Origin of the sequence: Arcobacter sp. LA11 (assembly GCF_001895145.1) — a bacterium.
In the GTDB taxonomy this organism is placed as follows: Bacteria; Campylobacterota; Campylobacteria; order Campylobacterales; family Arcobacteraceae; genus Halarcobacter.
Genome location: NZ_BDIR01000001.1, coordinates 144784 through 168267, shown reverse-complemented (window position 1 = coordinate 168267; position 23484 = coordinate 144784). Strand labels below are relative to the sequence as shown.

At 28.1% G+C, this 23484-nt stretch carries 19 protein-coding genes; 11 read left to right on the top strand and 8 right to left on the bottom strand.

Annotated elements, in window-relative coordinates; all coding sequences use genetic code 11:
- Window positions 1-6: 6 nt before the first annotated feature.
- Window positions 7-1416 carry an SPFH domain-containing protein gene (locus tag BT997_RS00840; RefSeq protein ID WP_072679492.1) on the bottom strand — a complete coding sequence of 470 codons (1410 nt, stop codon included), beginning with the start codon at window positions 1414-1416 and terminating at the stop codon, window positions 7-9.
- 108 nt (window positions 1417-1524) lie between these two features.
- The gene (locus BT997_RS00835; protein ID WP_072679491.1) at window positions 1525-3882 is read right to left on the bottom strand and encodes a methyl-accepting chemotaxis protein; all 2358 of its coding nucleotides are present in this window, start codon (window positions 3880-3882) and stop codon (window positions 1525-1527) included.
- 144 nt (window positions 3883-4026) lie between these two features.
- On the opposite strand from BT997_RS00835, the gene BT997_RS00830 reads away from it, so the two are divergent.
- The 4 genes from BT997_RS00830 to BT997_RS00815 are packed head-to-tail and all read left to right on the top strand — an operon-like array spanning window position 4027 to window position 9757.
- Entirely contained in the window at window positions 4027-4407 is a 381-nt protein-coding gene (locus BT997_RS00830; protein ID WP_072679490.1) for a FixH family protein, read from the top strand.
- An 8-nt stretch (window positions 4408-4415) separates the two neighbouring features.
- Window positions 4416-5630, top strand: coding sequence for a TolC family protein (locus BT997_RS00825; RefSeq protein WP_072679489.1), 1215 nt, complete (start codon window positions 4416-4418; stop codon window positions 5628-5630).
- A complete protein-coding gene (locus BT997_RS00820; RefSeq protein WP_072679488.1) occupies window positions 5630-6631 on the top strand; it encodes an efflux RND transporter periplasmic adaptor subunit in 1002 nt (333 codons plus the stop codon). The genes BT997_RS00825 and BT997_RS00820 overlap by 1 nt, the downstream gene beginning before the upstream one ends.
- Window positions 6632-6640: 9 nt before the next feature.
- Entirely contained in the window at window positions 6641-9757 is a 3117-nt protein-coding gene (locus BT997_RS00815) for an efflux RND transporter permease subunit (protein WP_072679487.1), read from the top strand.
- A gap of 252 nt (window positions 9758-10009) precedes the next feature.
- On the opposite strand, the gene BT997_RS00810 is transcribed toward BT997_RS00815, so the two are convergent.
- The 6 genes from BT997_RS00810 to hisF all read right to left on the bottom strand — a co-directional run bounded on the left by BT997_RS00810 (window position 10010) and on the right by hisF (window position 15130).
- Window positions 10010-10276, bottom strand: a complete 267-nt coding sequence (locus BT997_RS00810) for an RNA-binding protein (RefSeq protein WP_072679486.1) — start codon at window positions 10274-10276, stop codon at window positions 10010-10012.
- A 73-nt stretch (window positions 10277-10349) separates the two neighbouring features.
- Complete coding sequence (gltX, locus tag BT997_RS00805) at window positions 10350-11756, bottom strand: glutamate--tRNA ligase (RefSeq protein ID WP_072679485.1); 1407 nt, start codon at window positions 11754-11756, stop codon at window positions 10350-10352.
- 96 nt (window positions 11757-11852) lie between these two features.
- Window positions 11853-12920: a 23S rRNA (adenine(2503)-C(2))-methyltransferase RlmN gene (rlmN, locus tag BT997_RS00800; protein ID WP_174247180.1), complete on the bottom strand. Its 1068-nt coding sequence runs from the start codon at window positions 12918-12920 to the stop codon at window positions 11853-11855.
- A gap of 242 nt (window positions 12921-13162) precedes the next feature.
- The gene (locus tag BT997_RS00795) at window positions 13163-13699 is read right to left on the bottom strand and encodes a purine-nucleoside phosphorylase (RefSeq protein WP_072679483.1); all 537 of its coding nucleotides are present in this window, start codon (window positions 13697-13699) and stop codon (window positions 13163-13165) included.
- Window positions 13696-14367, bottom strand: coding sequence for an SIMPL domain-containing protein (locus tag BT997_RS00790; RefSeq protein ID WP_072679482.1), 672 nt, complete (start codon window positions 14365-14367; stop codon window positions 13696-13698). Before BT997_RS00790 ends, BT997_RS00795 begins: the two co-directional genes overlap by 4 nt.
- A 1-nt stretch (window position 14368) precedes the next feature.
- A complete protein-coding gene (hisF, locus tag BT997_RS00785; protein ID WP_072679481.1) occupies window positions 14369-15130 on the bottom strand; it encodes an imidazole glycerol phosphate synthase subunit HisF in 762 nt (253 codons plus the stop codon).
- Window positions 15131-15207: 77 nt separating this feature from the next.
- Between hisF and rsmA the strand changes: the two genes are divergently transcribed.
- From rsmA to BT997_RS00750, 7 genes are read left to right on the top strand one after another with little or no spacing between them, the layout of a single operon-like run.
- Window positions 15208-16011 (top strand): 16S rRNA (adenine(1518)-N(6)/adenine(1519)-N(6))-dimethyltransferase RsmA, encoded by an 804-nt coding sequence (gene rsmA / locus BT997_RS00780; RefSeq protein ID WP_072679714.1) that lies wholly within the window; start codon window positions 15208-15210, stop codon window positions 16009-16011.
- Window positions 15992-17947, top strand: a complete 1956-nt coding sequence (locus BT997_RS00775) for a ribonuclease J (protein ID WP_072679480.1) — start codon at window positions 15992-15994, stop codon at window positions 17945-17947. The genes rsmA and BT997_RS00775 overlap by 20 nt, the downstream gene beginning before the upstream one ends.
- Window positions 17948-17956: 9 nt before the next feature.
- The gene (locus tag BT997_RS00770; protein WP_072679479.1) at window positions 17957-18922 is read left to right on the top strand and encodes an SIS domain-containing protein; all 966 of its coding nucleotides are present in this window, start codon (window positions 17957-17959) and stop codon (window positions 18920-18922) included.
- Window positions 18922-19767, top strand: coding sequence for a pseudouridine synthase (locus BT997_RS00765; RefSeq protein ID WP_072679478.1), 846 nt, complete (start codon window positions 18922-18924; stop codon window positions 19765-19767). Before BT997_RS00770 ends, BT997_RS00765 begins: the two co-directional genes overlap by 1 nt.
- On the top strand, window positions 19760-20941 hold the full coding sequence (locus BT997_RS00760) for a replication-associated recombination protein A (RefSeq protein WP_072679477.1): 1182 nt from the start codon (window positions 19760-19762) through the stop codon (window positions 20939-20941). The genes BT997_RS00765 and BT997_RS00760 overlap by 8 nt, the downstream gene beginning before the upstream one ends.
- Window positions 20941-21471 (top strand): protoporphyrinogen oxidase HemJ, encoded by a 531-nt coding sequence (hemJ, locus tag BT997_RS00755; RefSeq protein WP_072679476.1) that lies wholly within the window; start codon window positions 20941-20943, stop codon window positions 21469-21471. Before BT997_RS00760 ends, hemJ begins: the two co-directional genes overlap by 1 nt.
- Window positions 21468-22883 (top strand): PhoH family protein, encoded by a 1416-nt coding sequence (locus tag BT997_RS00750; RefSeq protein ID WP_072679475.1) that lies wholly within the window; start codon window positions 21468-21470, stop codon window positions 22881-22883. The genes hemJ and BT997_RS00750 overlap by 4 nt, the downstream gene beginning before the upstream one ends.
- Window positions 22884-23484 lie beyond the last annotated feature (601 nt).

Sequence of the window (23484 nt, the reverse complement as noted above, 5' to 3'; positions counted from 1 at the left end):
TCCTAATTATTTTTTAACATTTAAGTCTAAACTTAAATCTTTTGCAGCTTTAACAGTTAATATATTCATAAAATCACTTGCAGAAATACCGCCATATGCTTCATTACTACTACCAGAACTACCGAATACAGTTGAAGGAACTGCTCTTTTAGAATAAGCATGAGCCCAAACATTTTGTGCATATTTCCAAGCTTCTAGCTTCTCTTTTAAGGCATTATCGGCTTTTAAAATTTCTGCTTTTCTATATGCTTCAGCATCTGCTCTTTCTTTTATAGCTTTTGCTTCAAGTTTTGCTTTTTCTAAATCAATTATTGCTGTTTCTCTTTCAAGTCTTTTATTTTCTAAAAGTCTTTGATTTTCAATAATAGATTCTTCTTTTATAGTTTCAGCAGCAATAATTTTTTCAGTTTGTGCAGCAAGCATTTTAGCCCTTGTTTCTTCTACTTTCTTTGCACCTTCAGCTTTTACCGCTTTACTTTCTAAGACTGCTGTTCTAACTCTATTTTCTGCAAGGGCAGCATTTGCTTCGGCATCTCTTTGTTTTGATATTAAATTTTTTACTTTTGCCGAAGGGTCTACATAAGTAACTTTTGCAGTAACAACATCAATACTATATCTTGATAAATCATTTGTTCCTTGTCTTACATATTTTCCATCTTTTTCAAGAGGTTTAACAACTTCAATAATCCTCATTTCAGAACGATTAGAAACACTCTCTTTTGAAATTACAAGCTCTCCATCTGTACCTAAAACTTTAGCAGGACTTGTAGCTTCACCATAAATTCTTTTTTCTTCAACATGTGTCTTAAAAAGTCCATTTGCTAACTGATCATAAAAAAAAGCATCAAAATCACTACCTCTTTTTGTTATATACTCTTGGATAGACATTAACCTTGCACTATTAATTCCTGCAGATTTGACACTTGGTTTAAAAAGGTTATTAATTAGAGCTTCTCTACTACCAAACTGTTGGTCAATATTTAACAATGCAACTTCTTCCATTGGAAGTTGAAATCTAGTCATAAAATATAAATTTGCTTGAGCAGCATCAGAAAATCTAATTAATTGAGGAGAAATAATACCTGATACCGTACTCGTATCATCATAATCTGTTTTACCTTTTTCACTATTAAAATTTTTTGTACTTAATGCAATTGTTTTAGGATAATCTCTAATAATTCCCCAACCACTAAAATGGAATCCATTTGTTGTATATGTTGTTTTACCACCCCAAGGGAATTGAACAACATAAGAATATTTTGCATCTGCAATAAAAAATGCACCTTTTATTAAAACTCCTGAAAATACAATCATTAAAACTGTAAAAATTTGTTTTCCAAACTTAAACTCAAAAATCCTATTTTTAAATAGAATTAATATTAACATCACCAATATAACTACAATTGATACAAACATATATGCTTCTCCTCATAAAAATTATCAGGATTATATAATAAATATACTTATTTCATATAATCCGCATATTAACAATCAAAATAAGAGATTTAACTCTTCTTATTTATTTTAATTATCAAATTTATTTTTATTTACATTATCAACAATATCAATCGCAATATTATTAGTTTCCATAGCAATACTATTAGTTTTATCGGCAACTGCTGCATTTTGCTGTGTAAATTTATCTAATTGATTTACGGCATCACTAATTTGGCTAATCCCTGTACTTTGTTCTTTTGCTGCATTAGAAACATCATCAATAAGGTTACTTGTTTCTGAGATATTATTTTCAAGTTCATTAAAGCCTTCAATCATAGCAGAGCTTACTTCTTTACCCTCATTTGCTCTAACTGTAGCCATTTCAACTAAAGCTTTAATCTCTTTAGCTGCTTCTGCTGATCTAGATGCAAGATTTCTTACTTCTTGAGCAACAACTGCAAAACCTTTTCCAGATTCTCCTGCAGTTGCAGCTTCTACTGCTGCATTTAATGAAAGAATATTTGTTTGGAAAGCAATTTGATCAATTACAGTAATTGCTTCATTGATATTTACAACCGTTTCATTAATTTCATCCATAGATGTAGCTGTTTTTGTTGCTAAGTCTTTACCCATACTAGAAGATTTCTGAGTTTGAGTAGAAATATCTAACATTACTTGTGCTTTTTCACTTGTCTGTCTAATATTACTAGTTATTTCTTCAATAGAAGCTGCTGTTTCTTCTAATGAAACTGCTTGTGAATTTGCATTCTCATTTAAGATTTGTACATTTGTTGTAAGCTCATTTGATCTTGTTTGTAAAGATAAACCATCTTTTTGATTATCTTGCAATATTTTAGTAATCATTCTATTCATATTAACAATATCTACACCAATTTTTCCACTATTTGATTTATCTATTTTATAAGTAAAATCTCTGTTCGCATATTTTTCTAAAACATCACTTAGTGCATTAATATTATTTCCAACTAATCCATTTAAATTATCAAGCATAGTATTTAATAAACTTTTTAACTCTTCTAATGATTCATTATTTGTGGAACTAGTAATTCTTTTATCTAAAAATCCATTCCCAACATGATTTACAATTTCTTTTACATTATCTATTAAAGTATCATCTTGATCCGTAATTGCTTTTGTTTTAGAAATATTATCATTAATTAATGAAGTCATATTTCCAATTTCATCGTTTGATTCAACTTTTAATAAATCAATATCATCTTGTTCTTTATTTACATATTTAAAGAAGTTTAACAATCCATCTTGAAACCTATTTAAAGGTTTAAAAATGATTTTATTCATTACAATTAATATTATAAAAAGAATAACTATTAACATAAGTACTAACATTATTATAAAAGTTACTATTTTTGAACTAACATCTTTTGAAGTTTCTTCTTCCATTATCAAAACTTCTTGTTCAATATCATCAGCATATACACCTGTACCAATAATCAAATCCCAAGGTTCAAACTTTTTTACATATGATATTTTTTTATGTACCCCTTTTTCATTTAATTTACTCCAATGATAATTTAAAATGCCACCTTCTTTATTTTTATTAGCAATGTTAACTATCTCTCTATAAATATAAATTCCTTTTTTATCTTTGAAATCAATCATATTTTTTCCAACAATAGAAGGATCTTTTCCATGTGCTTTTACAATATGTTTTGAATCATTAACCCAAAAATAGCCATTTTGACCATATCCCATTTTAGATATAGCAGCTAATGCTTCTTGCTTTATTTTTTCACTTACATCATTTACATAAGAACCAGTAACTAAAATCCATCCATAAGGCTTAAATGTTTTTACAAAAGTAACTTTTAATTGCAGTTCTTTATATCCTGGTTTTTCCCAATGATAAGTGACAAATCCTTCCCCTTTTGAAGAGGTACCAGCTTTAACAATATTTTTTACAATATAAACACCATTTTTATCTTTTATATGTATTAAGTTTTTCCCTTCATATGATTGATTAGATCCATGAACTACCGATGTTCCTTTATTGTCATAACCAAAAAAGTACCCTGCTTTACCAAATTTGCTAGCTCGAATAATAGACTTCAATCTATTTTGAAGTTCTTCTTTTGTTAATAAATCTTTATTTGCTTCATATTCTGAATTTAGGATTGAAAATAAATATTCTGTTTGTTCTTGTAAATAATTTTCTACTTCTTTTTGGATTTTTTCTTTTGAAGTTCTTGAATAATAGTTTTCCATTGTTTTATAAGCTAAAGAGACATAGTTCTTAACTTCTTTTTCTTTTGTTTTATAGGCAAATACTGATGTCCTATCTATAAAACTTTTAGAAATTGCATTTAAGCTTGATATTGATTCTGTAATAAACCCCACAGAAATGATAACTATAGCAATAGTAAATATTGCCATTAATTTATTTTTAATTGAACCCTTTTTAATCATATAACACTCCATCCCATGATATTTTTTAAATAATAATAATAAAAAAAAGAAGCAAAAAAATGTAGAAAAAAAATCTTTACCTTGTTTTCCACACTCCCTCCTCATTAGATAAATAAACTTCATAAAACTAAAAAAGGAGTCTTTATGAAGTTATTAAAAATAATTTCTATTTTAGCGTTGACATTTGGTCTTTTAAATGCAGAGCCCGTAGCTCAAACAGGTGAGAAAAATGGATATACAGTTAAACTGAAATCTGAAAAATCTTTAGTTGTAGGAGATAACATTTTCTTTGCAACATTGCAGAAAGATGGCAAAGCAGTAACAGATGCAAAAGTAAAAGCAAAATTCTTTATGCCTGAAATGCCAGGTATGCCATATATGGAATATAAGGATAAAGCAAAACTAATTGATGGAAAATATAAATTCATGATTAATTTTTCAATGGGTGGAACTTGGCAATATCATCTTATGTTTAAAACAGCAGATGGAAAAGTGCATAAAGTTAGATCTAGTGTAAATCTATAGGCAATATTATGTTTAAAAAATCTCTTCTTATATCAGTTTTAATTGCAAACTTATCATTGATTAATGCCCAAAATATCACTATAGATAATATTGTAGAAACCACTTACAGTAATAACTATACATTAAAAGCATTAGAAGAATCAATAAAAAGTGCAAAAGAACAAATAAATCTTTCTTCAAAGTGGAAAAATCCAACTCTTACTTTTGGAGCTACAGATATACAATTTGATGATATAACAAGAAGAGATTTAGAACCCATGCAAGGTCAATTTATAGGTTTTTCACAAGTTATTCCTATGGGAGATAAACTTGAGATTGAAAAAAAAATTGCAACAAATGATTATCAAATATCAAAATATTCTATTGAAGATAAAAAGCTACAATATAAATCAAAGATATATGAATATATTTACAAAATAAAATTATTAGAAGAGAGGTTATCTCTTTTTGAAGAGTTTAAATCAAACACTTCAAAACTTGAAAACTTATTAACAGAGCTTTATAAATATAACAAAGCATCACAAACACAAATTCTAAATACTCAAATTATGTACCAAGAATTAAATTTAAAATCACAAAAATTAAAAACTATGTTAAATACAATTAATCTAAAATTAGAACAAATTACATATAAAAAAATAGAAGATATAAATATCCATACAAATATAAATGAGATTATACTTTCTAAAGATATAGAATCTCATCCAAAAATTTTATCACTAACGCAAGTATCAAAAAAACAAGAAAATATTTCTATTCTTGAAAAAGAGAAAAAAAATTCTGATATAAAAGTCTCTTTAACATATGTTCAAAGAGATGAAAAGTTTGAAGATTATGTAAATGTTGCTTTTGCAATTCCATTATCAGTTTATGGAAGTGAAGATATAAAATCTAGAAAAGCAAAATTCAAAACTTTGGAGATTAACAATAAATTAAAAGATATGAAATTAACTTTTAAAAATCAGATTAAAACTTATCAACAAAACATCAATGACTCAATAATAACTTTAAATATTATTAATAAAAATATTATACCAAAAATTAAACAGCTTCAAAAAGTGTTAGAAACTTATAATAGTTTTAACTCTTATAAAAAAGTTGACTCAAAATCTTTAATAAACAATTTTAATGAAATTATAAAATATAGATTAAAAGCTGTCGATGAAAAAGAGAAATATTTCTCGGCACTTGCAAAATCTATCTATTTTACTAAGGAAATATAATGAAACTAATATTTAGTACCCTACTATTGGGCTTTACAATAGCAAATGCTCAAATTCTTGAAGTTTCACAGTTATTCAATAAAAAGCTCATCAAAGTACAAAAAGAGCAAATAGGTACTTTAAAAAGCTTTTATGGAACTACTGCTTTAAATGAGACAAAAATTTATGATATCGTCACTAGATTTGATGGATATATTACAAATTTGAATGCAAACGAACAATATAAAACTATAAAAAAAGGAAATCCACTTTTTTCAATCTATTCTGATGAAATAACTTCAATTCAACAAGAAATTCAAATTGCTAAAAAATTTAATAAATCTTTAGTAAATAGTAATATTGAAAAATTAAAATCATTAGATATAAGTTCTTCAACTATAAGAAAAATTAAAACATCAAAAAAACCTATAAAAAATATTTCATTTTATTCTCCAACAAATTCTATAGTTTTACAAAAAAATATAAATAAAGGAAGTTTCGCAAAAAAAGGAAAACTTTTACTTCAACTTGCATCTTTAGATGAACTTTGGTTTATTGCTTCAATATATCAAAAAGATTTATCATTTATAAAAAAAGATATGAAGGCAAAAATATATATAGATGGAATCAAAAATCCTATAGATTCAAAAGTTGATATGATTTACCCAACACTTGATTTAAAAACAAAAACTGTTGATGTTAGATTTGTGATACCAAATAAAGATTTAAAACTTTATGCAAATATGTTTGGAAAAGTAAATCTAAAAGCAGTCAAAAAAGAGATGTTAACCTTGCCTAAAACTGCAGTTCTTAGAAAAGGGGATAAGTACTTTGTTTTTCAATACCTTTCAAAAACAGAGTTTGAACCAATAGAAATAAAAGCAAAAAGAATAGCTTCAAATAAATATGAAATATTAGACGGGATAGAAGAAGGACAACAAGTAATAAACAATGCTCTGTTCTTACTTGATTCTGATGCTATTACAAATGGACTTTACAGTTCAGATGACGATGACTGGTAGGAAAGTCTTATGGTAGAAAGTATAATCTCATATAGTATTAGAAATAAATTCCTAATTCTTTTCTCTGTTATCGTTTTAACAGTTGCATCATTTTGGGCAGTAAAAAATACAAGCCTTGATGCCTTACCTGATCTTTCACCTCCTCAAGTAATTGTTCAAGTTAAGTGGGCAGGTCAGAGTCCAAAAACAATTGAAGAACAAGTATCATATCCACTAATATCAAACTTGATGTCTTTGCCAAACATAGATACAGTAAGAGCTATGAGTTCTTTTCAAAATGCTTTGATATATATTATATTTAAAGATGGAACTGATCTTTATGATTCTAGAAATAGAATCTTAGAACAACTTTCACAACTTCAAGGAACTTTTCCAGATGGTGCAAATGTTGCAATTGGTCCAGATGCAACAGGTGTGGGTTGGGCTTATGAATATGCTTTAAAATCAGATACTAAATCTTTAGATGAGTTAAGAACATTACAAGACTATTACTACAAGTATGCTTTACTTGGAGTAGATGGAGTAAGTGAAATTGCATCTATTGGTGGCTTTATAAAAAACTATGAGATTACACTAAATCAAGATAAATTAGTTCAATACAATATTTCTATTCAAGATGTTAAAAAAGCACTTACTTTTAATAATGATGAAAAAGGTGGACGAATCATTTTAGAAAATGGTTTTGAACACATGATTCAAGCTAAAGGTTATCTAAAAAGTATTGTAGATATTGAGAATATTACTATTAAAACAAATAGTTCAATTCCACTTAAAATAAAAGATATAGCAGAAGTAAATATCACTTCTACAAATAGACGAGGTATGGTTGATTTAAATGGCCAAGGGGAAACGGTCGGAGGAATTGTTATTGTAAGATATGGAGAAAATCCATATGCGGTTATAAAAGCAGTAAAAGAAAAAATTAAAACATTAAATGTAGATGGAGTTGAAGTAGTTGAGACATATGATAGAACTTCTTTGATTGATAAAGCAATAGATACTCTTAAAAATACTCTTATAGAAGAGTCTATTATTGTTATGATTGTTACAGCCTTATTTCTATTTCACTTTAGATCTGCACTTATTATTATCATAACTCTTCCAATAACAGTTTTATTTACATTTTTACTTATGAAAGTTTTTGGAATAGGTTCAAATATTATGAGTCTTGGAGGAATTGCAATTGCAATTGGTGCAATGGTTGATGCAACTATTGTCATGGTCGAAAATGCACACAAATATCTTCAAGGAAAAGAAAATATTTCAAATGAAGAACGAATAAAAATTATAATCAAATCTGCAAAACAAGTAGGACGTCCTATATTTTTTGCACTTATTCTTGTAGTTGTGTCTTTTTTACCAATCTTTGCCTTAACAGGACAAGAAGGAAGATTATTTACTCCTTTAGCATTTACTAAATCTTTTGCGATGATTAGTGGAGCAATTCTATCTATTACAGTAGTACCAATACTTATGGTTTTTCTTATTCGTGGCAGACTTTTAAGAGAAGATAAAAACCTATTAAATAAGTTTTTCATTTTTCTTTATTCTCCTATTTTAAAATTGTCATTGAAACTTAGATATCTTATTGTTTTGATTTTTATAGGAACAATAATTCTTGCATATCCAGTTTATAAAAAACAGAACTGGGAATTTATGCCAATGATGAATGAACAGACTTTTATGTATATGCCAGTAACTCCCTATGGACTTGGTATTGATTTAGCAAAAGAGTTAACACAAAAAACAGATAAAGTTTTAAAATCATTCCCCGAAGTTGATACAGTTTTTGGAAAAGCAGGACGAGCCCAAACAGCAACTGACCCTGCTCCACTTGCTATGATTGAAACTATTGTTACATTTAAACCAGAAGATCAATGGCGAGAAGGAATGACCTATAAAAAGCTTATGCATGAGATGGATCAAAAGCTTCAAGTAGCTGGTCTTATAAACTCTTGGACATATCCAATTAGAGGAAGAATTGATATGCTTCTTACTGGAATTAGAACTCCTTTAGGAATAAAATTATATGGTAATAATCATGAAAAATTAGAAGTAACTGCTGGAGAAATTGAACAGAAGTTAAAAAAATTTGATAAAACACTTTCGGTATCAACTGATAAAATTAACTCAGGATACTATTTAAATATTGAAGTAAAAGAAGAGATGCTTGCAAGATTTGGAATTACTAAAAACGATGTACTTTCTACTATCTCACTAGGAGTTGCAGGAGCAAAGATATCTACTTATTTAGATGGTCTTGAAAGATACCCTATAAGTTTACGATTTGAGACAACACAAAGAGAAGATATAACAGTTTTAAATAACTTACAAATAAAAACAAAACTTGGATTTCAACCTCTTGAAATGTTTGCAAAATTAATATATGAAGAAGGACCTTCTGTTATTAAATCAGAAAAAGCTTTAAATGTTAACTTTATCTATATTACACCTAAGAATGGTATCTCTGCAAAACAATATAAAGATGAAGCTAAAGAACTTTTAAAGGATATAAAACTTCCTGAAGGCTTCTATTATGAATGGGCTGGACAAAGTGAATATCTAGAATCAGCAATGCAAAGATTGATTTATATTATTCCTTTAACCTTCGTAATTATATTTATTCTAATATATTTTGCACTAAGAAATATTACATACACAATGATAATATTCTTTACTCTTCCATTTGCACTAACAGGTGGAATCTTTTATCTTGAATATTTAAACTTTAATATATCAATTGCTGTTATTGTTGGTTTTCTTGCCCTACTTGGAATTGCTGCGGAAACTTCTATTGTAATGATAGTTTATCTACATGAAGCAATGGTTGAACTAAAAAATAAATGTATTAAAGCAGAAAAAGCACATATCTTCCATGCTATATATAAAGGAGCTGTTCTAAGACTACGTCCAAAACTTATGACACTGTTTGCAATACTTGGTGGTCTAATTCCTATTATGTATATAAATGGAGTAGGAAGTGAAGTTATGCAAAGAATTGCTGCTCCGATGATAGGAGGGATGATATCTTCTGCGTTCTTAACCTTAGTCATAATACCTGCAATATTTTATATCTTGGCATTAAAACAAAAAGGGAAAATGGTAGATTGCGATTTATCTCATTAAAAATTTAAAATACACGGTTACTACACAAAAAAGATATATAATACGTTTACATCATATGACATATAATGAAACTTGTTAAATAATTCAACATTTTTAACTTCTCCTCCTAATCAAGTTTCATTATATAAAACTAACTAAAAGTTTAAAAAAATTGATAATATAAGTTTGAATGTTTTATTTGAATAGATTTAAATAAGTATTAATAAAAAAGATCTTTGAAAGATCTTTTTTTATTAATTTACAATAGAAAGATTAGTATTGTCTTCTTGGTCTTTCTTCTCTTGGTCTAGCTTCGTTAACTCTTAAGCTTCTACCTTCGCAGTCATTCCCATTAAGCGCTTCGATAGCTTCATTTCCAGCAATTGCTGTTTCCATTTCAACAAAACCAAAACCTTTAGATCTTCCTGTCTCTCTGTCCATGATAACTTTAGCACTTTTAACTTCACCAAATTTAGCGAATACAGCTTCTAATTCACTATCACCCATTCTATATGACAGATTTCCTACATAAATGTTCATTACTCTTTTTCCTTTTTTATAAGTAGCAATAATTATGCCAGATTATTTTATAATAATCAAGTAGATTTTAGTATTATTTATTAAAATTTACTTCAAGTGCTCTATTTATTCTCGTCTTAACTTCATCAAAACCTAATATAGCCATAATATCGTATACAGAAGGTGCTTGTGTACCTCCTGTTAATGCTATTCTAATTGGTTGAAAAAGTTGAGGAAACTTTAACTCAAACTCTTCTATAAAAGGTTTAGTTATTATCTCATAATCACACGCTAAATGAAGAGTTTCTTTTTTCTCTTCTAATGTATTTAGATAATATTTTAATATCTTTGGTGTCTCTTCTTTTACAAACTTCTTAGAACCTTTTGCTTCATATTCTGTTGGTGTGTTTAAGATTTTATTGATAGCATCTTTTAATTCAACTAAAGTTTGTGCTCTCTCTTTTGATAAATCTAAAAGCATCTCTTTTTTATCATGTCCATCTAAATGACAATCATAGAACTCTAATTCACTTGCAAGTCTATCATTTGAAACATTCTTAATATAGTGAGAATTTAACCATAATAGTTTTTCTTCATTATATGATGAAGCAGATTTATTAATATTTTCTGGATTAAAAAGTTCTAACATTTCTTTCATTGAAAATATCTCTTGATCACCATTTGACCATCCAAGTCTTACTAAGAAGTTTAATAGTGCTTCTGGTAAATAACCTTGTCTTTTATAATCCATAACATCTAAAGCACCATCTCTTTTTGATAGTTTTTTCCCTTGAGGATTATTAATCATTGGTACATGGTAGAACTTAGGAACAGTGAATCCTAATGCTTCATAAATTACAATTTGTTTTGGAGTATTCGTTAAATGATCATCACCTCTTATTACATCAGTCATACCCATTAATGCATCATCAATTGCTACAACAAAATTATAAGTTGGCATTCCATTACTTCTTGCAATTACAAAATCATCTACTTCAGAACAATCAAAATTCATAATAGATTTTACACCATCAATAAAAGTAATGATTCCTTCATCTGGAGATTTAATTCTAACTACTGGTTCTACACCTTCAGGGATAGATGGTAATACTTTCCCATCTTCTGGTCTCCATGTTCCATCATATCTTGGAGTCTCTTTATTAGCCATTTGAGATTCTCTTAAAGCATCTAGTTCTTCTCTACTCATATAACAATAATAAGCTTTTCCTTCATCAAGAAGTTGATTTATATACTTTTTATAAATATCTAATCTTTTTGATTGATATTCTACAACACCGTCATAATTTAATCCAACCCAATCAAAAGCTTTAATAATTGCTTCCATTGCTGCATCATTATTTCTTTGAGTATCTGTATCTTCAATTCTTAATTTAAACTCACCATTAGTTTTCCTTGCCCAAAGATAACTATAAAGTGCTGTTCGTAAACCACCTATATGTAAATATCCTGTTGGGCTTGGAGCAAATCTAGTAACTGCCATATTATTCCTTATTTATCTTCTTTATCTTTATAACTTTTAAAAAATCCAATTGCTGAAAAAATAGCAACTGCTGCAATGAATATAACCATTGCTAAATCAAGAGCTTCCATTTGTTTCCTTCTCTTTAAGTTGTCCACATGCCGCAGAGATATCAAGACCTTTTGATTCTCTTATTGTGCATAAGAGGCCTTTGCTTGTTAAATATTCTTGGAATTTTACCATATCACTGCTTTGTGGTCTTTGATATGAAGTACCTGGATATGGATTAAAATAAATCAAATTTACTTTTGCTTTAATTCCATCAAGCAATTGTAAAAGTTTTTTAGCAGAAGCAATATCATCATTTTTATCTTTTATAACAAGATATTCAAACATAACTTTTTTTCTTGCATCAACTGGAAACTTTTTTACTGCATCAATAATTGATTTGATATTGTATGCTTTATTCATAGGAATCAATTCACTTCTTAAACCATCATCAACTGCATGTAAAGAAATAGCTAACTGTATACCTAAATCTTCATTCCCTAACTTTTCTATTTTAGAAGATATCCCAGACGTTGATACAGTCATTCTTCTTCTGTTTATTGATAGACCTTCTTCTTCTGAAAATACTTTAACAGAATGAACAAAATTGTTGTAATTATCAAGAGGTTCGCCCATTCCCATATAAACAATATTTACAGATTTATTTTCTGCAATTTCATTATCTCTTTTGATTTGAACTATTTGATCTACTACTTCTCCAACTGATAAATTTCTTACAAATCCACCTTTTGCAGTTAAACAAAATGTACACCCTACTTTACATCCAACTTGAGTTGAGATACAAACAGTGAATTTTTCACTTCGTTCAACTGTTCCATCTTCTTTTATTTTTTTCTTTTTCATTAAAAGTAATACAGCTTCAACTGTATGCCCATCATGAAGTTTAAAAAGATATTTTATACTCCCATCAGAGCTTTTCTCTTTTTTTACAATTTTCAAAATATTAATTGCATAGTTTTCTTTTAGATTTTCTTTTAAATCATTTGGTATATTTTTCATATCATCATAAGATGTCACATACTTCTTATAAATCCAATTGTAAACTTGCTTTGCTCTAAAACTTGGTTTTAATTGAGATTTTAATTCATTTAAAGTGTAATCATATATTGAATTCAATCTTTTCCTTTCATTGTTTTTCAATCATATTTCTCTAACTTTGTGGATGCTTTACATACCACTTCGCTTTCAATATCTAAAAATGTTAAGCTGTTCATATCTTCTTTACAATGTTTCACGTGAAACGTTGTAAAGAAAACGTAAATTGTTTTATGTTTTTCTCACAGAGTATACATTTACACAACAGACGTTGAAAACAAATTAATATAAAACACCTACAAAGTTAGAGAAACATTTCCTTTTTATTTAATAATTTGTTTCTCAACTAAATATTCTCTTAACTTTAACATTGCTTCTTTATGATTTTTTATAAAATCATTATGTGCATTTTTATTAGTATAATTTGTAACAACAAATATCCCAGCAACTGGAATTTCAAACTCACGTGCAACTTGCAAGACCGAAAAAAATTCCATATTTTCAATACCAATACCATATTGATTATATTGCTTAGTAAGTTCAAAATTTGTAGATATATAATTTGAACTATTTACGATAGTATCATTTCTTGTCATTTTATTTTCAGATTCTAATACATTGTCAAGAGGAGTATAAGAATCTTCTGTTAAAAAAGACAACTCTAAATTAGCAGCTCTTTTTGATTCGATAATATCAAAAACTTCGTATTCACCATAACTACCTGCACTTCCTATAAACAAAATAAAATCTGGTTTATTAAAAAGACATTGTCTTGTTAAATTAATAGATGACTCAATTAGGCCTACTCCAATTGTTTCTGCGAAGCTAAAAGTTTCACTTCTTCCTGCACAAACTATCATTCACACTCCAAAACATAATTAGGATTTATTTTTATCTTTTCCTGATTAGCTTCAGGTACAGGTATCGATTTGTTTGAAATCGAAGCACTTGCATAAATTGCTTTTTCTCTCATATTCATAGTTTGATTTGTAGTATTTATATTGATTTTTTTTACTTTACAATCTTTATCAATATCAGAAGATAAAGTATTTGCATATCTTTGTCCCCAAGTTATTGCTTCAAGTCTTAAAAGATCTAAAGTTACATTATATGTATCTTCTCTTACTGTCCATGAAAGGTTATTTACTGCAACAGTAGTATCTCTATTTTTCTTTAATTTTGTTATCTCAGAAATGAACTCATCCATAAATCTAGCTTTACGAGAGTTTACTTTATATCTTAATTCTCCAAGATAACCAACTATCTTTGGAGTATTACTAGAGTACTTATATTTAGGTCTTATATTAAATGTTCCTAATTTTCTTTCTACTTTATCATAACTCTTAATCTTCTTGTTGAAAACTTCAAGTCTTTCTCCTACTATAAGTTCTGTATCATCTTGAATTGTTATAATTAAATATGTTGTCAAAGTATCATGTGGAAGTTCATGAGAAAACTTTTTATTGAATTCTACTTCAAATGAAAAAGCAAAAATTGGTATAAGTAAAAATAGCTTTAAAAATTTCATTTTATATCCTTACAGGTATATTATTATCTTTTAGGTAATGTTTTAATTCCATAATATCAATCTCTTTAAAATGGAAAATTGAAGCTGCCAATGCAGCACTAGCACCATGTTCGAAGGCTTCTTTCATATGCTCCATAGTCCCTGCTCCACCACTTGCAATAACTGGAATATCAATAATTGATGAAATTTTTTCAGTAATATTAAGTTCGAATCCAGTTTTAGCGCCATCTGTATCCATAGAAGTTAAAAGAATTTCTCCTGCTCCTCTATTGTATACTTCTTTGGCCCATTCTACTGCGTCTAGTCCAGTATCTTCCCTACCACCTTTTACAAAAACATGATATGAACCATCTTCAACTTTTTTAACATCAATTGCCACAACTATACATTGACTACCAAATCTTTTTGCACCTTCGTCAATAAAGTCTGGATTTACTACAGCTGAAGAATTTACTGATACTTTATCGCATCCTACATTTAGTAATTTATAAATATCTTCAAGTTTTCTAATTCCTCCACCAACAGTAAGTGGAATAAAAACTTCTTTTGCAACATCTTTAACAATGTCAACTATAGTATCCCTATTTTCATGGCTTGCTGTAATATCTAGAAATGTAATCTCATCAGCACCTTCGTTATTGTATCTTTTAGCAACCTCTACTGGATTACCTGCATCACGAAGACCAACAAAATTTACACCCTTAACAACTCGACCATCTTTAACATCAAGACATGGAATAATTCTTTTTGCAAAACTACTCAATATATATCCTTATTGCGTTTAATTAAGCAGATATGTTATCTAATTGTAAGTTAAAAGCAGATATACTCTTTGCTCTTATGGAAAACAATATAAAAGCGAAGAAGAAATTTGGACAAAATTTCTTAAAAGACAGCAGTATTTTAACAAGAATCATCCAATCGATGCCCAACAATAAAAATCATATTGTGGAAATTGGGCCTGGCTTAGGTGATTTGACACAAAATTTAGTCAAATACAAAGATACGACTGCATATGAAGTCGATACTGATCTAATCAGTATATTAGAGTCAAAATTTGCAACAGAAATAGAAAACGAGCGTTTTAAACTTATCCACACAGATGTTTTAGAAGCTTGGGATAATAAGGGTACTTTGCACGACAGCAAATACGATTTGATAGCAAATCTGCCGTATTATATTGCAACAAATATTATATTAAGAGCATTTGAAGATATTAATTGTGAGAACATTATAGTAATGATTCAAAAAGAAGTGGCTCAAAAATTCTCTGCTAAGGTAGGGGATAAAGAGTACTCTTCACTTGGAGTAATTACTGAATTGATATCAAAAGAATCACGGATACTATTTGACGTACCGCCAGAATCTTTTGATCCTCCACCAAAAGTTATGTCTTCGATATTATACGTATCAAAAGATACTAATGTAGCATTAGATAAGGATTTTAATAAATTTTTAAAAGTTTGTTTTTCTCAACCAAGAAAAAAACTTTCAAAAAATATGTCATCCTTAATTGATAAAGAAACTTTATCTAATATCTATAATGAACTTAATTTAAAAGAGACTCTTCGACCTCATGAAGTTAGCGCATCTTTGTATAGCCAAATGTATACAAAGGTAAAATATGGAAAACAACGAAGCTAAAAAGCCTCAAGAGAAAAAGACAGAGTCACAAAAGACTCCAAATACAACTGAAAATAAGAATACACAAGCTCCTGCAAATAATAAACCTAACCAAGGTAAACCAGCTGGAGAGAAGAAACCTTATAACAAAAAAAGAAAACCAAATAACAGTAGGGCAAGAGCACATAATAGTAAAACAAACTCTACATGGATAAATGATTTAAAGAAAGCTCATATTGTTAATGAAAAATCTCATAAAGATAGATTAAACCCTCATCACAAATTAAACTTATCTACTAATTCAAAAGTTAGAATTACTCCACTTGGAGGATTAGGTGAGATTGGTGGAAATATGATGGTTATTGAAACTGAAAAAAGTGCCATTGTAGTTGATGTTGGGATGAGTTTCCCAGACGAAGATATGCATGGTGTAGATATCTTAATTCCAGATTTTACATATCTTAGACAAATTAAAGATAAAATTGAAGCAGTAGTTATTACACATGGTCATGAAGATCATATTGGTGCAATGCCTTATTTATTTAAAGAATTACAATTTCCAATTTACGGAACTTCATTACCATTAGAAATGATTGGTTCTAAATTTGATGAACACAAAATAAAACAACATAGAAATTTATTTAGACCTGTAGAAAAAAGAGTTCCAATCAAAATAGGGGACTTTGAAGTAGAATGGATTCATATTACACACTCTATTATTGATGCTTCATCTTTAGCTATTAAAACAGATGCTGGAACGATCATTCACACTGGTGATTTTAAAATTGACCATACTCCAATTGATGGATTCCCAACAGATTTACATAGATTTGCACATTACGGAGAAGAGGGTGTTTTACTATTAATGTCTGATTCAACAAACTCACACTCTCCAGGTTTTACTAAATCTGAAAAAACTGTAGGTCCTACTTTTGATAGAATATTCTCTACTGCAAAAGGAAGAGTTATTATGTCAACATTCTCTTCAAATATTCATAGAGTTGCACAAGCAATTGAACATGGTATCAAATATGGAAGAAAAGTATGTGTTATTGGTAGATCAATGGAGAAAAACTTAGATTTAGCAATGAGCCTAGGATATATAAAATTTCCAAAAGATCAATTTATTGATGCACATGAAGTAAATAAATATCAAGATAAAGAAGTTCTGATTATTACAACTGGTTCTCAAGGGGAATCAATGTCTGCACTTTATAGAATGTCAATTCATGAGCATAGACACATTAAAATTAAGCCAGGTGATCAAATCATTCTTTCGGCAAAAGCAATTCCTGGAAATGAAGCAAGTGTATCTGGAATAATTAACCACTTATTAAAAGCTGGTGCAAAGGTTGCGTATCAAGACTTTAGTGAAATTCACGTATCTGGACATGCTGCACAAGAAGAACAAAAATTAATGTTAAGACTTGTTAAACCTAAATTCTTTATGCCAATTCATGGAGAATACAATCATGCAGTAAGACATGCTAAAACTGGTATTGATTGTGGTGTATTAGAAAGAAATACATACATCATGAGTGATGGAGAGCAAATTGAAGTTACGCCTAAGTATCTTAAAAAAGTAAAAACAGTTAAAACTGGAAAAGTTTATATTGATAACCAATTAAACAACAAAATCTCAGATGATATAGTTATGGATAGACAAACTATGGCAAATGAAGGTGTTGTGATGATAGTTGCACAAGTAAACTCTGATGATAGAAAAATGGATCAAAGACCAAGAGTATCGTCTTTTGGACTTGTACCTGATAAATTAGATAAAGCATTTTCAAAAGAAATTGAAGATTTATTAGTTACTTTCTTACAAAATGCAAAAGAGGGTATCTTTAAAAACAACAGAGTATTAGAAGATGAAATTAGAAAAGTTGTTAGAAAACATTGTATTAGAAAATATAAAAAATATCCAATGATTGTACCAACACTTTTTGTTCAATAAGGAAGATAAATGAACTTCAATGAAATTGCTAAAGAAGTCTTAGATACAGAGGCAAACGAATTAAAATTAGCTGCTAAAAATATTTCATCATTTGATTTAGAAAAAGCAGTTGATTTAATCATCTCTTGTAAAGGTAAACTTATTATCACAGGTGTTGGTAAATCTGGACTTGTTGGTGCAAAAATTGCAGCAACTTTAGCAAGTACTGGAACTTCATCTTTCTTCCTTCATCCTACTGAAGCTATGCATGGTGATTTAGGTATGATTGGTAAAGATGATGTTGTTCTTGGAATTTCATACAGTGGAGAGAGTGAAGAGTTAATTCAACTTCTCCCTCATCTAAAAAGATTTGATATTCCTCTTATTGCTATGGCAAAAGATGAAAATTCAACTCTTGGAAAATATTCTGATTTCTTTATAAATATCTCAGTTACAAAAGAAGCCTGTCCCTTAGACACTGCACCAACATCATCAACAACACTAACAATGGCAATGGGAGATGCACTAGCAGTTTGCTTAATGAAAAAAAGAGATTTTCAAAAAGAAGATTTTGCATCATTTCATCCAGGAGGAAGTCTTGGTAAAAAACTCTTTATAAAAGTTGATGATTTATTAAAAAAAGAAAATCTACCTATTGTTTCACGTGAAACAAAACTAAAAGATGCAATTGTAGTTATGAGTGAAGGTAGATTAGGAAATGTATTAATTACAGATGAAAATGGTACACTTACATCAGTTTTAAGTGATGGAGATTTAAGAAGAGCATTGATGAACTCTAATTTTTCAATTGATTGCGAAGTAGAGTCAATTGCGACTAAAAATCCTAGAACAATAAATAATAGAAATCTATTAGCAAGTGATGCATTAAAAATAATTGAAGATTATAAAATACAACTATTAGTTGTTGTAGATGAAAAAAACAAACTTGTCGGAGTAATTCATATTCACGATTTAATTGAAGCAGGTATAAAATAATGAAGCAAAATACAAATAAAGAAAACTTAGAAGAACAGTCAGAACCAATTAGACTTAATAAATTTATTTCACATAACAGTAATTACTCAAGAAGAGAAGCAGATAAAATTATAGAAGAGGGTAAAGTTTATATAAATGGAAAAGTTGTTACAAACTTAGCAACAAAAGTAAGTGAAACAGATGAAGTAAAAATTGGTAAAAGAATTATCAAAGAAGACAAAAATAGAATGTATACAGTAATCATCTATAATAAACCAAAAGGTGAACTAGTAACAAAACATGACCCACAAGGTCGTAAAGTAATTTTTGATTCATTAGATAGTAAGTTTAAACACTTTATGCCAATAGGAAGACTTGACTATGCAAGTGAAGGACTAGTATTACTAACAGATTCTGTTGATGTAGCAAATAAACTTATGCACTCAAATTTAGAAAGAGTGTACAAAATAAAAGTAGATGGTAAAATCCATCCTAAAGTTGAAGAAGCAATGCAAAATGGTTTGGAACTAGAAGATGCTACAAGTGGAGCTCATGAAAAATCTAAAATCAAATCTATGTCATTTGAACCTTTTATTGCATATCAAATTTTAACAAATGGCGATAATTTTTCAAAAATTAAAGTTGGAATTTCAGAAGGTAAAAATAGAGAATTAAGAAGATTCTTTGGACACTTTGGATTAGAAGTGATGGATTTAAAAAGATTTGAATTTGGTGGGATATCACTTAATAATTTGCCAACAGGTAAAAGTAGATATTTAACAAGAGATGAATATAGAGATTTAAGACACTTTGTAAACAATACAGAAATTTACAAAAGCAACAATAACTACAGAGATGATGACTGATTTATCAAATCAATTAAGACCAAAAACATTAACTAACTTTATAGGGCAGTCACATATAATAGGTGAAGATAAAGCTCTATATAAACTTATTCAAAAAAAGGAGATTCCACATCTCTTTTTTTATGGGAAACCAGGAACTGGAAAAACAACACTTGCAAAAATCATTGCAAATCAGATAAACACAGACTATTATTACTTTAATGCAACATCTATTAAAGTTGAAGATTTACGTAAAGTATTCGAACGATATAAAAATGCTTTAATTAAACCTTTAATATTTATTGATGAAGTACATAGGTTATCAAAGAACCAACAAGAAGTTTTATTACCAATAATGGAAAACTACGATGCAATAATTATTGGTGCTAGCACAGAAAATCCATTTTTCACCCTTACAAATGCAATTAGATCAAGATCTTTTCTTTATGAGTTTTTGCCACTTACAAAAGATGAACTTTCTACTATTATAGATACAGCAACAAATAATAGTGAAATAAAGTTAAGTACAGAGGCCAGAGAGTATTTAATCATCTCAAGTAGTGGAGATGCAAGGGCAATGCTAAATCTACTTAATTTCGCATCTAAAATCGATAATACTATATCAATAGAATTATTAAAAGAATTAAGAGCAAATGTAATTGGCGATGGAGTAAGTTCTTCAGATTCACACTATGACTTAGCAAGTGCAATGATAAAATCTTTAAGAGGTTCTGATATTGATGCTGCATTATATTATTTAGCAAGATTAATAAATGGTGGAGAATCTGTAGAGTTTATAACTAGACGTCTTGTAATTTTTGCTAGTGAAGATATAGGTAATGCAAATCCAAATGCATTGAACTTAGCAGTAAGTACAATGACAGCAACATCAAAAATTGGATATCCCGAAAGTAGAATACTTTTAGGACAATGTGCAATATATTTAGCCTCAAGTCCTAAATCTAATAGTTCCTATATGGCAATCAATAAAGCACTAAGTGAAGTTAAAAATGGTAAAATTTTAGATATACCTAAACATATTGATAATCAACACGTAGGGTACAAATACCCACATGATTTTGGTGGTTGGGTAGAACAAGAGTATTTAAAAGAAGATTTAAATCTTTATTCAACTCTTAATATAGGATATGAAAAGACCTTAAGTGAATGGGTTAAAAAAATAAAAGGACAATAATGGATTTTCTCTTAGAGTATTATACATGGATACTAATTTTTCACATAATGGCTATGATGTCATGGATGGCAATGCTATTTTACCAACCAAGACTTTTTGTTTATCATACAGAGCATAAAAATAAAAAAGAATTTGTTGAAGTTGTTAAAATACAAGAAGATAAAATGTATAGAGTTATTGGATTCCCTGCAAAAATAGCTACTGTTCTAAGTGGAATATTAATGTTAATACTAAGACCTGATTTATTACAAGGTGATGGGTGGATGCATGCAAAAATATTTTTTGTAGTTTTATTAATGGTTTATTCATTTTCATTAGAATATTTTAGAAAAAGACTTGAAGAAGAGAAATATCCAAAAAGTGGAAACTTCTTTAGAGCTTATAATGAAGTACCTACAGTATTATCACTTTTAATCGTAGGTTATGTAATTACAAAAACATTTTCTATAGCTTTTACACTTATTACTTTAGTAGTAGGTGCATATATAATATATAAAGTACTAAACCAAAAACAAAAAGATGCCAAATGACATTTGAAAAAACATACGTGCTAGATACAAACATCTTATTAGAAGATGCAACAAATATTTTTAAACTAAGTGATGAGTCCAAAAACCTTATAGTTCTTCCTGAAACTGTTTTAGATGAAATAGATACAAAAAAGAGTGGATTTGACGAAATAAATTTTCAAGCAAGAGAATTTGCAAGGATTTTTGAAAACTCAAATATATTAAACTCTAAAAAAGAGCAAGATGCAAAAGTTATTAGATTAGAATTATTTGGAACTCAAAATGCAATAATTGATGTAATCTCAAAAGAAGAATATAAAATAAATACTAAAAACATTGCAACAAATATTATAAACGATAGAAAAATTCTTGAAATAGCAAGTTTTGCAAAAGAGTATTATGAAAGTGAAACTACTTTTCTTTCATTGGATATTATGGCTAGAACAAGAGCCGTATCGCTTGATTTAAAAACAGATTCTCTTATAGGTTCAGATAAAGATGAATTCAACTATGAATTTATTAAAACAATAGAAGTTAAATTTGAACAAATAGAGTTTTTAGAAAATGCTTTAATTACAGACTATGATAAAGAATATAAACCCTATAACTATTGTTATTGTTTTAAAGTTAAAAGTTCAGATCAAGTAATACTTGCCTCAATACAAAATGAGAGAATCTACGTCTTAGATGAAGGAGAGATTAGAAATCAAGTAATTGTTCCTTTAAATAAAGAACAGCTATTCTTCTCAAATGCAATTTTATCTCACTTTTTTAATGTACTAATAATAGAAGCTAAGGCTGGTTCAGGAAAGACTTTACTAGCCTTAAGTGGTGCATTAAAACTGGTAAAACAAAAAAGCTTTCAAAAAATCATATATATTAGAAATTCTATTGAATCCCTAGATAAAGGTGAAGATGTAGGATATTTACCAGGATTTGAAGAAAAGTTCAAAATATATAATCATCCACTAATGGATAGTTTAGAATATATAATTAGAAGTGAATATAAGAAAAAAAGAGCTAATAAAAAGAATGTTGAAAATATCTCAGAACTTGATGATCAAGAAGTTACTCAAAGAATTGAACAAATGATTCAAAATTTCGGAATAGAAACTATGTGGGTAGGAGAGATGAGAGGAAGAACACTTTCAAATGCATTTGTTATAATTGATGAAGCCCAAAATATGTCAAATAAAACAATGCAAATGGTTCTATCTAGAATTGATAATACATGTAAAGTCGTAATCCTTGGAAGTAATAAACAAATAGATAACTTCTATGTAAATAAACATACAAACTCATTAACAACATTACTAAAATCTACAAAAGAAAAAAGTGAGTTAGTAAATAGCTTTGCGATAAAATTACAAAAAGTATTAAGAGGTCCAATTACTGAATGGGCCGAACAAATATTTACAACAAAAAACAAATAAATACTGTTTTTTAATACTTTATTATCTTTACATATTAAAATATGTAAAGATGATTGTAAAACTTGTAGATAGTAAACATATCAATTAATATAATAAAACAAAAAAATAGTATATTAATATTCAAATAAAACATGAAATAAAAAGCTCGACTAAATACATAATTAAATACTAATTTTTATTATAACTTGAAACGAATCCCTAAGATGAAGGCATTTAATAGTTTTCTAGTTATACTAAAAAGTAATAGATTTAAAAATCTTAATATTTATAATAGTAATTTAATACATCTATATAAACAAATTATTATTTGAAAATAAAAAGTAATGAAATATATTTATAAATAAATTTCATTTGAATACATAAATAAAAAAATAGACAGAAAATTCTTTTTTAAATACAAATTAAAAAGAGTATTAAAATATGTCTTATAAATGATAATATATTATAGTCGATAGATAAATTATAATTTAGATACTAAATATAAATAAATTTATTTTTTAAATTTTAATACATAATATTAAACATATTTACATATGGTTTATATTTAAGATATATAATTTAATAAAGCCTATTTAACAGTACATATAGAGCTAAATTTATA

Bases quoted from the DNA above. Each gene is read 5' to 3' on its own strand.
- BT997_RS00825 (WP_072679489.1), top strand. From the start codon at position 4,416: ATGTTTAAAAAATCTCTTCTTATATCAGTTTTAATTGCAAACTTATCA.
- BT997_RS00835 (WP_072679491.1), bottom strand. From the start codon at position 3,882: ATGATTAAAAAGGGTTCAATTAAAAATAAATTAATGGCAATATTTACT.
- BT997_RS00795 (WP_072679483.1), bottom strand. From the start codon at position 13,699: ATGATAGTTTGTGCAGGAAGAAGTGAAACTTTTAGCTTCGCAGAAACA.
- BT997_RS00840 (WP_072679492.1), bottom strand. From the start codon at position 1,416: ATGTTTGTATCAATTGTAGTTATATTGGTGATGTTAATATTAATTCTA.
- BT997_RS00815 (WP_072679487.1), top strand. From the start codon at position 6,641: ATGGTAGAAAGTATAATCTCATATAGTATTAGAAATAAATTCCTAATT.
- rsmA (WP_072679714.1), top strand. From the start codon at position 15,208: ATGGAAAACAATATAAAAGCGAAGAAGAAATTTGGACAAAATTTCTTA.
- BT997_RS00760 (WP_072679477.1), top strand. From the start codon at position 19,760: ATGACTGATTTATCAAATCAATTAAGACCAAAAACATTAACTAACTTT.
- BT997_RS00810 (WP_072679486.1), bottom strand. From the start codon at position 10,276: ATGAACATTTATGTAGGAAATCTGTCATATAGAATGGGTGATAGTGAA.
- gltX (WP_072679485.1), bottom strand. From the start codon at position 11,756: ATGGCAGTTACTAGATTTGCTCCAAGCCCAACAGGATATTTACATATA.
- BT997_RS00765 (WP_072679478.1), top strand. From the start codon at position 18,922: ATGAAGCAAAATACAAATAAAGAAAACTTAGAAGAACAGTCAGAACCA.
- hemJ (WP_072679476.1), top strand. From the start codon at position 20,941: ATGGATTTTCTCTTAGAGTATTATACATGGATACTAATTTTTCACATA.
- BT997_RS00830 (WP_072679490.1), top strand. From the start codon at position 4,027: ATGAAGTTATTAAAAATAATTTCTATTTTAGCGTTGACATTTGGTCTT.
- BT997_RS00820 (WP_072679488.1), top strand. From the start codon at position 5,630: ATGAAACTAATATTTAGTACCCTACTATTGGGCTTTACAATAGCAAAT.
- BT997_RS00750 (WP_072679475.1), top strand. From the start codon at position 21,468: ATGACATTTGAAAAAACATACGTGCTAGATACAAACATCTTATTAGAA.
- BT997_RS00790 (WP_072679482.1), bottom strand. From the start codon at position 14,367: ATGAAATTTTTAAAGCTATTTTTACTTATACCAATTTTTGCTTTTTCA.
- BT997_RS00770 (WP_072679479.1), top strand. From the start codon at position 17,957: ATGAACTTCAATGAAATTGCTAAAGAAGTCTTAGATACAGAGGCAAAC.
- BT997_RS00775 (WP_072679480.1), top strand. From the start codon at position 15,992: ATGGAAAACAACGAAGCTAAAAAGCCTCAAGAGAAAAAGACAGAGTCA.